This window comes from Winogradskyella sp. 4-2091 (assembly GCF_045765065.1).
Lineage (GTDB): Bacteria > Bacteroidota > Bacteroidia > Flavobacteriales > Flavobacteriaceae > Winogradskyella.
Window position 1 is genome coordinate 1 of sequence record NZ_JBJKOD010000005.1, and the last position, 12,443, is coordinate 12,443.

Annotated in this window: 15 protein-coding genes; 4 read left to right on the forward strand and 11 right to left on the reverse strand. The window is 31.2% G+C overall.

Annotated features, from left to right (window positions below):
- Nucleotides 1-522, forward strand: a 522-nt coding sequence (locus ACJBCC_RS07770; protein WP_407556861.1) for an OmpA family protein, incomplete at its 5' end; no start/stop codon positions are given.
- A gap of 105 nt (nt 523-627) precedes the next feature.
- A complete protein-coding gene (locus ACJBCC_RS07775; protein ID WP_299101757.1) occupies nt 628-1,530 on the forward strand; it encodes a carboxypeptidase-like regulatory domain-containing protein in 903 nt (300 codons plus the stop codon).
- An 80-nt stretch (nt 1,531-1,610) separates the two neighbouring features.
- Here the strand turns inward: ACJBCC_RS07775 and ACJBCC_RS07780 are convergent, their stop codons facing one another.
- From ACJBCC_RS07780 to pdxH, 3 genes are all read right to left on the reverse strand, one after another.
- A complete protein-coding gene (locus ACJBCC_RS07780; protein WP_407556863.1) occupies nt 1,611-2,462 on the reverse strand; it encodes a T9SS type A sorting domain-containing protein in 852 nt (283 codons plus the stop codon).
- 109 nt (nt 2,463-2,571) lie between these two features.
- Nucleotides 2,572-3,066: a CAP domain-containing protein gene (locus ACJBCC_RS07785; RefSeq protein ID WP_299101752.1), complete on the reverse strand. Its 495-nt coding sequence runs from the start codon at nt 3,064-3,066 to the stop codon at nt 2,572-2,574.
- A gap of 276 nt (nt 3,067-3,342) precedes the next feature.
- Entirely contained in the window at nt 3,343-3,990 is a 648-nt protein-coding gene (gene pdxH / locus ACJBCC_RS07790; RefSeq protein WP_407556864.1) for a pyridoxamine 5'-phosphate oxidase, read from the reverse strand.
- An 89-nt stretch (nt 3,991-4,079) separates the two neighbouring features.
- Here pdxH and ACJBCC_RS07795 point away from each other — a divergent pair, with 89 nt between their 5' ends.
- Entirely contained in the window at nt 4,080-4,493 is a 414-nt protein-coding gene (locus ACJBCC_RS07795) for a hypothetical protein (protein WP_299101748.1), read from the forward strand.
- Here ACJBCC_RS07795 and ACJBCC_RS07800 read toward each other — a convergent pair.
- From ACJBCC_RS07800 to rpsA, 6 genes are all read right to left on the reverse strand, one after another.
- The gene (locus ACJBCC_RS07800) at nt 4,490-5,395 is read right to left on the reverse strand and encodes a ribonuclease Z (RefSeq protein WP_407556865.1); all 906 of its coding nucleotides are present in this window, start codon (nt 5,393-5,395) and stop codon (nt 4,490-4,492) included. The two genes, ACJBCC_RS07795 and ACJBCC_RS07800, sit on opposite strands and share 4 nt — an antisense overlap.
- Before the next feature lie 56 nt (nt 5,396-5,451).
- Complete coding sequence (locus tag ACJBCC_RS07805) at nt 5,452-5,784, reverse strand: ribonuclease Z (RefSeq protein ID WP_407556866.1); 333 nt, start codon at nt 5,782-5,784, stop codon at nt 5,452-5,454.
- Nucleotides 5,785-5,787: 3 nt separating this feature from the next.
- The gene (locus tag ACJBCC_RS07810; RefSeq protein ID WP_407556867.1) at nt 5,788-6,717 is read right to left on the reverse strand and encodes an aspartate carbamoyltransferase catalytic subunit; all 930 of its coding nucleotides are present in this window, start codon (nt 6,715-6,717) and stop codon (nt 5,788-5,790) included.
- Nucleotides 6,718-6,783: 66 nt separating this feature from the next.
- The gene (gene pyrR, locus ACJBCC_RS07815; RefSeq protein ID WP_299101741.1) at nt 6,784-7,323 is read right to left on the reverse strand and encodes a bifunctional pyr operon transcriptional regulator/uracil phosphoribosyltransferase PyrR; all 540 of its coding nucleotides are present in this window, start codon (nt 7,321-7,323) and stop codon (nt 6,784-6,786) included.
- Nucleotides 7,324-7,423: 100 nt separating this feature from the next.
- The gene (locus ACJBCC_RS07820; protein WP_299101739.1) at nt 7,424-7,900 is read right to left on the reverse strand and encodes a hypothetical protein; all 477 of its coding nucleotides are present in this window, start codon (nt 7,898-7,900) and stop codon (nt 7,424-7,426) included.
- Between the two features lie 86 nt (nt 7,901-7,986).
- A complete protein-coding gene (gene rpsA, locus ACJBCC_RS07825) occupies nt 7,987-9,816 on the reverse strand; it encodes a 30S ribosomal protein S1 (protein ID WP_299101737.1) in 1,830 nt (609 codons plus the stop codon).
- A 410-nt stretch (nt 9,817-10,226) separates the two neighbouring features.
- Between rpsA and ACJBCC_RS07830 the strand changes: the two genes are divergently transcribed.
- On the forward strand, nt 10,227-10,604 hold the full coding sequence (locus ACJBCC_RS07830; RefSeq protein WP_299101736.1) for a LysM peptidoglycan-binding domain-containing protein: 378 nt from the start codon (nt 10,227-10,229) through the stop codon (nt 10,602-10,604).
- A 73-nt stretch (nt 10,605-10,677) separates the two neighbouring features.
- Here ACJBCC_RS07830 and cmk read toward each other — a convergent pair whose 3' ends face one another.
- Nucleotides 10,678-11,367, reverse strand: a complete 690-nt coding sequence (gene cmk / locus ACJBCC_RS07835) for a (d)CMP kinase (RefSeq protein WP_299101734.1) — start codon at nt 11,365-11,367, stop codon at nt 10,678-10,680.
- A 16-nt stretch (nt 11,368-11,383) separates the two neighbouring features.
- A complete protein-coding gene (porQ, locus tag ACJBCC_RS07840; RefSeq protein WP_299101732.1) occupies nt 11,384-12,415 on the reverse strand; it encodes a type IX secretion system protein PorQ in 1,032 nt (343 codons plus the stop codon).
- Nucleotides 12,416-12,443 lie beyond the last annotated feature (28 nt).

Below are 12,443 nucleotides of genomic sequence, written 5' to 3' on the forward strand. Positions count from 1 at the left end.
TACACCTTTGAGGTTGAATGTAACCAAACTTATACCATACTAGGAACTAAAGAAGATTACCAAGAGGACAAGAAAATCATCACAACTTCTAGAAAAAACGAAGACACCATAACTGCAGATCTCGTGCTTAAACCACTAATCTTAGAAAGTCAGATTATTATTAATCCTATTTTCTTTGACTATGATAAGGATGCAATTAGAACCGATGCACAATACGAACTCGAAAATATTGTAAACGTTTTACGTAAGCACAAAGAAATGGTCATTAAAATTGAATCCCATACCGACAGTAGAGGACGTGATAAGTATAACCTAAAACTATCAGACAGACGTGCTAAATCCACTAGAGAATACATCATATCGCGTGGTATTGAGCCTAGCAGAATACAAAGTGCTAGAGGTTTTGGGGAAACTAGATTGTTAAATAAATGTGCTAATGGTGTTAAATGTTCGGAAGAACAACACCAAGTTAATAGACGTTCTTACTTCTATATCGTGGATGGTGAAGAGCAGAAGCCTTAAATTAACTAAACCATAGTTTTACTAAGAAAAAAGAGTGAGTTCGTATTGAACTTGCTCTTTTTTGTTTAAAATTAGATTATTGTAATATTGTAGTAATACATAAGTATGAAATATTTAATAATCATAACTTTTCTTTTTTCAAATTTTTCAGCACATACTCAAACCTTAAAAGGGACTGTTATAGATAGTCTTACTAATGCAAAATTAGCCTACGTAAACATTTCAGTAAAAGGTAAGAACATAGGAACGTATAGCAATGAAAAAGGTAAATATTCTATAGATTTTTCTCAGTCTTCAAAAAACGATACACTAGTTGTGTCTTTAATAGGCTATAAAAAACTAAAAATAGCCGTGTTACAATTTCTCAATTCTGACAACAATACATTAAATTTTAAAATGCGCACTATTCATGAAGCTTTAGATGAAGTTTTTATAAAAAGTGAAGCCATTAAGTATAATAAAAATACAATTAAACTTAAAACTGGAAATAGAAAACAAACCTTCCCTACTTCTTCAACTTATGGCTCAGAGACAGCAATTCTAATTGAGAATTCTAAAGAGAAAAGAGGTAAACTAACTTCATTACAATTAAAGTTTAAAACCATAAATGATAAAGATTTCAAAACATATCAAACCTATTATAGATTAGCCTTTTACGCTGTAAATGACTTGGGCTTTCCTAGCGATCCTATCTACTATGAAGACATCATAATTAAACCTGAAAAAGATCAAAAGAATTTTAAAATTGATTTAGAAGGTTTGGATATACCTTTTTTAGATAAAGGAATATTTGTTGGTATCGAAACTATAAAGCCAGATAAAGTTAAAATTGAAGGTTCAATGTATTTAACAACACCTAGCATTCTATATACACATACCACCCAAAAAATAAAATACTCACGTTCTCGATCAATAGATTGGGTTAAACATTCAAAAAAGTCAGTATTTAAAAAGAGATTATTCGCTATTCCTTTTATAAAAGTAGAAGTAAAATACGAAGCTGATTGAATTAAATTCTAAATCTATTTCAAAAAAAATCTCCGATTAAAATTTAACCAGAGATTTAAAATAGATAATCTATTTTGAGCTTAATCTTTAATAATTTTCAAAGTTTGACCATTTTCAGTCTTTAGCAGGTAGATTCCTGATGTTAAGTTAGAAAGATCTAAACTTTCGTTATTTTTTAATGTTCCTTTAAAAACTTGATTTCCCAATATATCATACATCGAAAAATTTTCAGCTGTAGTTAAACCTGAAACCTTAATATAATTTTTTGCTGGATTTGGATAGCATTTAATTCTATTAGTAGATAATGTTAAATCATTTACTGAAAGTGCATTACTTTGCAGAGTAACAATTGTATCTAAAGGATCTTCTCCCCAACAAACACCCGCAAATAAAAGCGTATTTTTAGGGGTTATATTCCATTCTGATTCAATGAATGTAGAACTAGGTCCACTATCACTGTTTCTTTGCACATAAGAATTTGAAAAGTTCCAAGATTTTGTTTCTCCATTTTCTCCATCAATTCCAAAAATATCTAGTACTTGGTCGTTATTTGACGAATCTACGAGTCTAATCTTATCACCTCCTTCTACGCTAGATAATAACGTACCTGTAGTGGTGTTTTGTGCTGTTCTGACACCAGAAAAATTAACATCGAACGCATCAATATCATTAACAAAATATAAATATGTATCAGTGTATTGCCCAACACCAATAGAGTTATTTGTAACCCAATTATCTGCCGAAGCAAATTGATACTGTATTTTTAAGTTAGTGACATCTACAGTACCGTCAACATATAACTCTATAAATCTTGGTGCTACATCACCTGTAGGACAATCTCCTTCTACCATTGTAGTAATCTTTACGCTCTGAGCAAACGCCAGAAAAGATAAAATTGAAAAAAGTAAACTGAATAGTAATTTTTGTTTCATAGTCTGAGATTAAGGAATGAATATATATTAACCAGATTAGGGTGCTAACCTGTTTTATTGTTTGAATGCTAAAAATTATAAGTAATATCTAATTGTGTAAGTATAAGTATTATCGCTTAATAAACATATTAGTGAAATACCATTTGCCTTCTAAATTTTGTTCAGCAGAAACATCAAAATCTGTATGATCACCTTCTATATTAGCTCTATGACCAGGACTGTTCAACCATGCTGTCACAACACCTTGCGCTGTATAAAAACCATAACCTACATTTTCTGTTACAACAGCTGCGCTTGCATTATCTTGTAAACTTTGCTTTCTTAAATAGAAATAATCATGAGAAACATTATCTTCTTCAATCATGTAATTAGTATGAGTTAATGCAACTGCTTTAACAGTATCATGATTCTCTAACGCATTTAAACCTATAGAAATTCTATGTGCATTAATTAGCTCCATAATCTCAATTTCTATTTGCTTAGCTTGAGGAACTGCAGGTACTTCAATAGCATTTAAGTCATCCTCTAGAGGTTCTGATGAACAAGATGTTAAACTAAACAGTACAAATAATGTCAATAAAGAAAAGAATTTAAGGGCTTTCATAAGCTAGGTTATTTAGGTTTGGGAATACTAAATTAACCTCACACTTATATTAAAATGTTAAAGAAATGTTAAAAACGACAAACTACATGTTATTCGTCGAATTAAAATGCAAAACATCGACGAAATGCACTTTTGATTCTAATTTTAACGTAGAACAACATTGATTAAATGTATTTCATCGATGTTTTAAATAGTGAAGAACAACATATAATGATATAACAATCGCTTAATTTTAAATTGACCTTATAATAATTCATTTATTAGATTATTCAATGATTATGGTTCTAAGCGCTCAATCTTCCAATTATAATCTTTTTGAAGTTTATATCTGATTCTATCATGTAACCGATTAGGTCTTCCTTGCCAAAATTCTAGTTCTTCTGGTCTTATAATATAACCTCCCCAATTTTTTGGTCGCTCTATAGTTTGTCCTTCATACTTAATTTCTAATTCTCTTAGCTTAGATTCTAATATAGATCTATTTATTACTACTTCACTTTGATTAGATGCCATTGCACCTAATTGACTTCCTCTTGGTCTAGACTCAAAATAACCATCACTAAGATTTTCTAAAATTTTTTCTGCCTTACCTTTTATTATAATTTGGCGTTCTGCGGCATGCCAAAAGAAGGATAAACAAACGTTAGGATTTGCTGCTATTGCTTTCCCTTTTTCGCTATTATAATTAGTGTAAAAAATAAAACCTTCGTGCGTATATTTCTTAAGTAGTACTACTCTATTTTTAGGATAACCATCTAATCCTAAGGTAGAAATTGTCATCGCATTAGTTTCATCTACATTAAAATGTGTATCTACTTCTACAAACCAATCGCGGAATAATTCCATTGGATTTTCTGGTACATTATTTAATAATAATTCCCCCTTTTCGTATGATTTTCTGTAATTGCTTAAGTCCTTTTCCATAGTAATACGAAGTTAATTCAATATTTTGTTTCTATCAAAAAAAGTGTAGCTTTAACGAATAACCACCCTTAAAAATATAATTCCCTTAAATGCATTTTGAAAATTCCCTTTTATCCAAATCCCTTAATTACGAAAAATTAACCCTAGATTTTGGCATAATCTACTTATTTGAAGATTACTACATAATGGAAGTAAATGAAGGTATTCATTTTAATTCATCTAAACTTAATCAGTTGCTAACCGAAATTAGAGCCCATTACGGCAATCATAAAAAACTAGCCTATATTGCCAATCGCGTTAATTCTTATTCAATTGACCCTATTTTATGGTCTTATTTTGATAAAGATGATAGCATATTAATCGCTGTGTCAATTGTTAGTTATTCGGATAGGTCCTTTATGAATGCTAAAATTGAAAAGCAATTAGCAGCCATAAGTATGAAACGAGCTACAAGCTTAGAAGAAGCTATTGGTTGGGTACAAGGATTGTCTGAGTTGAATTAAAACTCGAAGGATTTTCCATCTTTTGATAACAATACATTATCAAAAACGGTTTCAGCTTCCATTTTAAACAAATTATAATCGTTATAACGTGTAGAATAATGGCCAAGTATTAAAGTTTCTACATTTGCTTTCTCGGCAATTGTAGCGGCTTGGCTTGCTGTACTGTGTTTTGTTGGACTGCAGCGCGCTTTATCTTTTTCTAAGAATGTAGATTCATGATACAAAACTGTTGCCTCTTTAATAATAGGAATGATAGCTTCATTATATACGGTATCACTACAATAGGCGTAACTTTTTGCCTCAGCTGGATCTTTAGTTACTTTTTCATTGCTGATTAAAACACCATCTTCATTTTCTACATCAAACCCTTGTTTTAATTTCCTGAAATATGCTTTGTTTATATTAGCTTCATTTACCAAGTTAATATCTAACTTACGTTCATTATCTTTTTCCTTAAATAAGAAGCCATTAGTATAAATTCTATGTTTTAAAGGAATAGTATGCACTTCTACTTTATCATCCTCGTAAATTAATTGAGAATCAGTAGCGCTTAATTCATGAAAAATAAGCTCATATCTTGTCCAACCACCTGCTAATTTCATTTGCAGTGTTATGACTTCTTTAAGGCCTTTGGGTGCATATATATGAAGCTCGGTTTCTCTGGTTAATAAACTAAATGTGTTCACTAAACCAATTAATCCAAAGTAATGATCGCCATGAAGATGCGAAATAAAAATATGCTTAATTCTTGAAAACTTAACCTTATTACGTCTTAACTCAACTTGAGTACCTTCTCCACAATCTATAAGAAACATATGATTTTTGATCTCTAGTACTTGAGATGTAGGATTAGTATTAATACGTGGTGTTGCGCTATGGCAACCTAATATGGTTAATTTCATTTAATGTTTTTATTGTAAGGAATAGCAGTGTTTATTGCCATTCTGATCAAGGGTTTTTAAAACCCTAAATCGCGTTCCATATCTTCCATTTCAATAATATCGTATGCTTCTTCAATTGTAGGTACTACAACAATCTCATCTGGTATTTGATCTATTTCTACTTGCGCAGAAACAACAACAAAGCTTTTCTTCGCAGCACGATGATTATTGCTTAATCTTAAAAATTCTATAACATCTTCTAATGAAATTTTATCTAAACTAGATAATCTTACTATTAAGTGGTAATTTTTATATTTATCGTAAGCTTGCTCAATATTATTTACTAAAGCTTTTACAGAAGCTTTTTCTTGAGCAATAATTGTAGTATTACCGTCTCTATCTATTATCATAATTTATTGTTTAATTTTAGAAGCTAATAAATAAATCACTGCCATCCTAACGGCTACACCATTTTCAACTTGATTTAAAATAATGGCTTGTTTAGAATCTGCAACATCACTTGTAATTTCTACACCTCTATTTATTGGTCCAGGATGCATTATTACAAACTCTTTATCTAAACTATCTAACAGTTCTTTATTAACTCCAAATTGCTGTGTATATTCTCTAGTAGAAGGAAAATAACTAATATCCATACGCTCATTTTGTACGCGCAACATATTAGCGACATCGCACCACTCTAATGCTTTTTTTAGATTGGTTTCAACTTTAACTCCTAAGTCTTTTATGTATTTGGGCAATAACGTTTTTGGTCCACAAACCATCACGTTTGCACCTTGTAATTGCAAAGCATATATATTTGAAAGTGCGACTCTACTATGCAAAATATCACCAACAATAACCACATTTTTACCTTTAACACTTCCTAATTTTTCTCGTATAGAATAAGAATCTAATAATGCTTGTGTAGGATGCTCATGTGCACCATCACCAGCATTAATAATACTTGCGTTAACATGTTTAGATAAAAATACACCAGCTCCTGGATTGGGATGACGCATAACTACCATATCTACTTTCATAGACAAAATATTATTAACAGTATCTATAAGCGTTTCTCCTTTTTTTACTGAAGATTGTGAAGCCGAAAAGTTAATTACATCTGCAGACAATCGTTTTTCTGCTAATTCAAAAGAAAGTTTTGTTCTGGTTGAATTTTCAAAAAACAGATTAGCAATAGTGATATCTCTCAATGATGGCACTTTTTTGATAGGTCTATTGATTACCTCTTTAAACTGATCTGCAGTTTCAAAAATAAGGTTGATATCTTCTTTAGTGAGATATTTAATTCCTAATAAGTGATTAACACTTAATTCGCTCATTTTTATTTGCTTTTAACTATTAGCTATTCGCCTTTGGCATTTCACTTTATATATTATGCTATAACTTTACTTGTTTACCAAATATACGGCATCTTCATCTTCATTTTCTAGCCACTTAACAATTACCTTTTGGTTATCAATAGCATCTACTTGTCGTCCTCTATAATTAGGTTGTATTGGTAAATGTCTACTAAAACGTCTATCAATTAAAGTTAACAACTCAATATCCTTAGGCCTTCCAAAAGACTGAATTGCTGTTAGTGCAGATCTAATACTTCTACCGGTATATAAAACATCATCAATAAAAACCACGTTTTTATCTTCAACTATAAAATCAATAATAGTGGTATTAGCTTCTAATGGTTTTTCTCCTCTTCTAAAATCATCTCTAAAAAATGTAATATCTAAATGGCCAAGTTGAATATTTTTTATCTTATAATCTACGGTAAGAATTTCCGCTAAACGATCAGCTAAAAATTTACCTCTTGGTTGAATACCTATTAGTACTGTTTCAGAAAAATCATCATGATTCTCAATGAGTTGACAAGCCAATCTGTGAAGGGTAATATTGACTTCTTTAGAGTTAAGTAGTACTTTGTGACTCATATAGTTTCCAAACGTTGTTGGTTTACAAAGTTAGGATAAAAATATTTGTTTGCAATGGTTTTTCTTGCAAAGACAAAATGTAGATTAGAACTTATAAAAGCTAATTTTCATCTTTTAGTCTAGGTCTTAAACTTAACAGTCCTGAACTTATTAATCCGCCAACAATAAACCCAAACAATAAATAGTATTCAAAATTAAAGTCATCTAGAGCATACGATAGTTTATAACGATCTTGAGTTTTTATACTAGTTAAAACCATTAATTTCTCATAAATATATACGCCTCTTAAAATTGAAAATAAGCTTCCAAAAAAGGCCATAATAACTAATATATATGCACCATCAAACCAAAAGCTAATTTTGAACATCTTTTGAATATTATAATATAGCGCAGGAATACAACTTAAAATTATAGCAAAAACCAACCGTGTAACAAACCTAGAACTAATACTGTTACTTACCAATTCAACATCATGAAGACCAACTATGTTAATTACAATTACAAAAAAAGATTGGTAGCAAAAAAAGCCAATTATAAATAGTAACAATGATGATAAAACGTAGTATATATTTTTCATATCATTAAATATAAAAAAGCCTCTCAAAAATTGAGAGGCTTTTATCATATAGATTAATGTGATTCCTTTTTTCAAAGGAATTGGGATTATTTCTTCCCGTCCATTTTATCTTTAAGCGCTTGTAAAGCATCATTTGCATCACCTAAAGTTGGCTTAGCTTCTGCCGCTTGAGCTTCCTGTTTTCTAACAGCTTGCTTAACGATTTTAGCTTCTTCTTCTCTAAATACTGCTGTATGAGATGCTACAACACGTTTGAATTCTTTATTAAATTCAATGATCTTGAATTCTGCTTCTTCACCTTTACCAAGTTTAGAACCATCTTCTTTCTCTAAGTGACGTGCTGGTACAAATGCAACGATATCTTCGTTAAAGTCAATAGTTGCGCCTTTGTCTACCATTTCTGTAATTGCTGCAGTATGTGTAGTACCTAAAGCAAATTCAGTTTCGTACTTATCCCAAGGGTTATCAGTAGTTTGTTTATGACCTAAAGATAATTTACGTCCATCTACGTCTAATTCTAATACCACTACGTCTAAGTTATCACCTACGTTACAGAACTCAGATGGATGCTTAATTTTCTTAGTCCAAGATAAATCTGAGATGTAAATTAATCCATCAATACCTTCTTCTAATTCAACAAAAACACCAAAGTTTGTAAAGTTACGTACAATACCTGTGTGCTTAGAACCTACAGGATACTTAGTAGTAATATCTGTCCATGGATCTGGCGTTAATTGCTTAATACCAAGAGACATTTTACGATCTTCTCTATCTAAAGTTAAGATAACAGCATCGATTTCATCACCTACTGAAACGAAATCTTGAGCTGAACGTAAATGTGTTGACCAAGACATTTCACTTACGTGAACTAATCCTTCTACACCTTCTTCTACTTCAACAAAAGCACCGTAATCAGCGATAACTACAACTTTACCTTTTACTTTATCTCCAACTTTTACAGTTTCACCTAAAGCTTCCCAAGGATGCTTAGATAACTGCTTAAGACCTAATTGAATTCTTGATTTGTTTTCATCAAAATCAAGTATTACAACATTTAATTTCTGATCTAACTCAACAATCTCATTTGGATGGTTGATACGAGACCAAGATAAATCTGTAATATGAACTAAACCATCTACACCACCTAGATCGATAAACACACCATAAGAAGTAATGTTTTTCACAATACCTTCTAATACTTGTCCTTTTTCTAGTTGACCAATGATTTCTTTCTTTTGTTCTTCAATATCAGCTTCAATTAAAGCTTTATGAGAAACAACTATGTTTTTGAATTCATGGTTGATTTTCACAACTTTAAATTCCATAGTTTTATTTACGTACTGATCGTAATCTCTAATAGGCTTCACATCGATTTGAGAACCTGGTAAGAAAGCTTCTATACCAAATACATCTACGATCATACCACCTTTAGTTCTACATTTCACAAAACCGTTAACGATTTCGCCAGTATCATGTGCATTGTTTACACGATCCCATGCTTTAATTACTCTCGCTTTTCTGTGAGATAATACTAATTGACCAGTTGCATCTTCACGCACATCAATTAATACTTCAACTTTGTCACCAACAGCTAAATTAGGGTTGTAACGGAACTCGTTAAGAGAAATTACACCTTCTGACTTTGCGTTAATATCAATAATTGCATCACGATCTGTGATTGTAATAACAGTACCTTCTACTACTTCGTCATCTAAAGTGTCAACGAAATTTTCTGATACTAATTTTTCAAACTCTTCTAATTTAGTGTCCGCAACTTGCTCAATTCCTTCTTCGTAATTGTGCCAATCGAACTCTTTTAAGAATTTTTCTGGATTTGCTTGAGCTTCAGAGATTACTGGAGCTTGAACTGCTTCAGTTGCTTCAACCTCAGCTTGATTTGTTTCTTTTTCAGACATGTGTGCTGAATTAAAATTTGTATTCTGTATATTTTGAAAACAATAGTGGAAAAATCTACAGAAGATATTAATTAAAATTATATCAAATCCTTTTTATTTTCTATTATCCACTAAAAAGGTGCGCAAAAGTACAACATTTATAAGTTTATCACAAGACAAATTAAAGTAAAAGTATCACTGAGCCACAATGATTTATAAAAAATTTAGTCTTTTTAGCTTTTGAATGACATTTTACTGATAAACACAAGTGAATCATACATTTCATTCTATAACTTTATTTTAAAAATAAGTGACCTAAGTCTATTTATTGTTTCATATTAAATAGAATATCAAAATGATGAAATTAGCACAAAACTTGGCACATATTTTGGTATCTTTACAATACTATTAACAATTAAAATATTTAAACAATGGTTAAAGCAAAATACCAAGGCGTATTAGACTTAGGAGAAAAATTGAACATTCAGAATGGTGATGTTAGCGAAAAAGATGGTGTATTACAGGTAACTGGAACTGCAGCAACTCAGTACGAAAAAAACCTAATTTGGGATAAGATTAAAGAAGCAGGTGGAGACAATCCAGCTGATATTATGGCAAATATTAAAGTTGCAGATGAGTCTGTATATGCTAGACATACTGTTGCTTCTGGTGAAACTTTAGGAAAAATTGCTAAGCACTACTATGGTGATGCAATGAAGTACAAAGAGATTTTTGCTGCTAACTCTGATTTACTTAAAAATCCGGATGTTATTCACCCAGATCAAGAATTAATTATTCCTAACCTATAATTTGGAATAAATATAATTATAGAAAAAGCGACCTAAGGGTCGCTTTTTTATTACAATAAAATAGTAAAATACTTTATTTCGATATGATGTCATCTGCTAATTGTATCAATCGATTCAGTTGACTTTCTATAGTTAAATTAGAATTATCAATCTCAATAGCATCATTTGCTTTCACTAGAGGAGAATCCTCTCTTGTGGAATCTATATGATCTCTTGTTGTTACATTTTCTAAAACATCTTCGTAACTTAGGTTATGACCACGATCTAGTAATTCTTTATAACGACGTTTTGCTCTAGTTTCTGCAGAGGCCGTCATAAAGATTTTTAATTCTGCGTCAGGAAAAACAACAGTTCCAATATCTCTGCCATCCATTACAATCCCTTTATCTTTGCCCATGAGTTGTTGTTGCTCAACTAATTTTCGTCTTACCTCAGATAATGTAGCCACAGGACTTACATATTTTGAAACTTTAAGTGTCCTAATATCTGATTCAATATTTTTTCCGTTTAAATACACTTCAGCGAATCCCGCTTTTTCATTAAACTTAAATGTAATAGTAATTTCACTTAATTTATTAATAAGATCATCCTCTTTAAAAAAGCTATCTCCAATACATTCGTTTTCTAATGCAAAATAGGTAACAGCTCTATACATCGCTCCTGTATCTACATAAATATAGTTGAGTTGTTTAGCTAATTGTTTAGCAATTGTACTTTTTCCTGTAGATGAAAATCCATCTATAGCAATGACAATTTTTTTCATTGACGTGTTGTTTGTTTTATCTTCTTCTACCATCTAAATCAATTTGAAGTCCTAGAAAACTCGTATTAGAAGCTCCTGTATATCTCGCATGTGTATAACTTAAACGCATTTTATTGAGCTTAATACCTACGCCAAACGATAAACCAGAAAAGTTTCTCTGATCAACTATTCGTAATTCTTCTGCGCGTCTAAAGTTATAACCAAATCTTAAATTAAAACCTCCTTCAGGAAATAATTCTGCTCCTAAAATAAGATGTCGTAACCCTTTATTAAAAAAGCTTAATTTTTCTTCCGTTTGGTTACCATCTAAATCTGTGGTTGCTCTTGCCGGATTTTCTACAGAAATTGGCCATTGTTGCAAGTTCTCTAGAGTGACATGCCAACGCAACGGCATATTCTCTAAGGTTTGAGACATGCCAAAATTAATCTCAAATGGTAAAGGCTCGTGTTGACCAGCATAAGTAGAAAACTGCGTCCCAACATTTCTTACTGTTAATGCCGCATGAAAATCTAACTTTTCATTAATATACATTACGCCAAAATCTAAGGCTCCACCAACCGAATTATATTGTTCTAATAAAGATGTAATAAACTTAATATTAGCACCTACATAAAAATCTGAATATGGAATTTGATAATTATACCCAAATGAAATTGCTGTTTCATTGCCACTAAACGTTCCTGTAGAATTCCCATTTAAATCATAACCATCAAACGAGCCATAATTAATATAGGTTACACCAAAATGAAAAGTTTGCACATGTCTATCCCAAGTATAAGCATATGCTGCAGTTCCGTAGCTGATTCCTCCTAAGTAATTTGAGTAATTCACGGCCAACTGATTATTCATTTGATAATTTATTGAAGCCGGATTGTATAGTGCTTCAGTAACATCATGATCGAAATTAGTAATAATTTTCCCTCCTAATGCTGCCTGTCTCGGAGACGATACTAAGTTAAGAAATTGATAAGTTGATTCTCCACCTAATTGTGCGAACACAGGCAATGCCAATAGCATTAAAAATAAGGTGAGAATCCTTTTAATCATAGATTTTGCAAAATAACTAAATCTATCT

Bases quoted from the DNA above. Each gene is read 5' to 3' on its own strand.
- rpsA (WP_299101737.1), bottom strand. From the start codon at position 9,816: ATGTCTGAAAAAGAAACAAATCAAGCTGAGGTTGAAGCAACTGAAGCA.
- porQ (WP_299101732.1), bottom strand. From the start codon at position 12,415: ATGATTAAAAGGATTCTCACCTTATTTTTAATGCTATTGGCATTGCCT.
- ACJBCC_RS07805 (WP_407556866.1), bottom strand. From the start codon at position 5,784: ATGATAATAGATAGAGACGGTAATACTACAATTATTGCTCAAGAAAAA.
- cmk (WP_299101734.1), bottom strand. From the start codon at position 11,367: ATGAAAAAAATTGTCATTGCTATAGATGGATTTTCATCTACAGGAAAA.
- ACJBCC_RS07820 (WP_299101739.1), bottom strand. From the start codon at position 7,900: ATGAAAAATATATACTACGTTTTATCATCATTGTTACTATTTATAATT.
- ACJBCC_RS07795 (WP_299101748.1), top strand. From the start codon at position 4,080: ATGCATTTTGAAAATTCCCTTTTATCCAAATCCCTTAATTACGAAAAA.
- ACJBCC_RS07775 (WP_299101757.1), top strand. From the start codon at position 628: ATGAAATATTTAATAATCATAACTTTTCTTTTTTCAAATTTTTCAGCA.
- ACJBCC_RS07780 (WP_407556863.1), bottom strand. From the start codon at position 2,462: ATGAAACAAAAATTACTATTCAGTTTACTTTTTTCAATTTTATCTTTT.
- ACJBCC_RS07800 (WP_407556865.1), bottom strand. From the start codon at position 5,395: ATGAAATTAACCATATTAGGTTGCCATAGCGCAACACCACGTATTAAT.
- pdxH (WP_407556864.1), bottom strand. From the start codon at position 3,990: ATGGAAAAGGACTTAAGCAATTACAGAAAATCATACGAAAAGGGGGAA.
- ACJBCC_RS07810 (WP_407556867.1), bottom strand. From the start codon at position 6,717: ATGAGCGAATTAAGTGTTAATCACTTATTAGGAATTAAATATCTCACT.
- ACJBCC_RS07785 (WP_299101752.1), bottom strand. From the start codon at position 3,066: ATGAAAGCCCTTAAATTCTTTTCTTTATTGACATTATTTGTACTGTTT.
- ACJBCC_RS07830 (WP_299101736.1), top strand. From the start codon at position 10,227: ATGGTTAAAGCAAAATACCAAGGCGTATTAGACTTAGGAGAAAAATTG.
- pyrR (WP_299101741.1), bottom strand. From the start codon at position 7,323: ATGAGTCACAAAGTACTACTTAACTCTAAAGAAGTCAATATTACCCTT.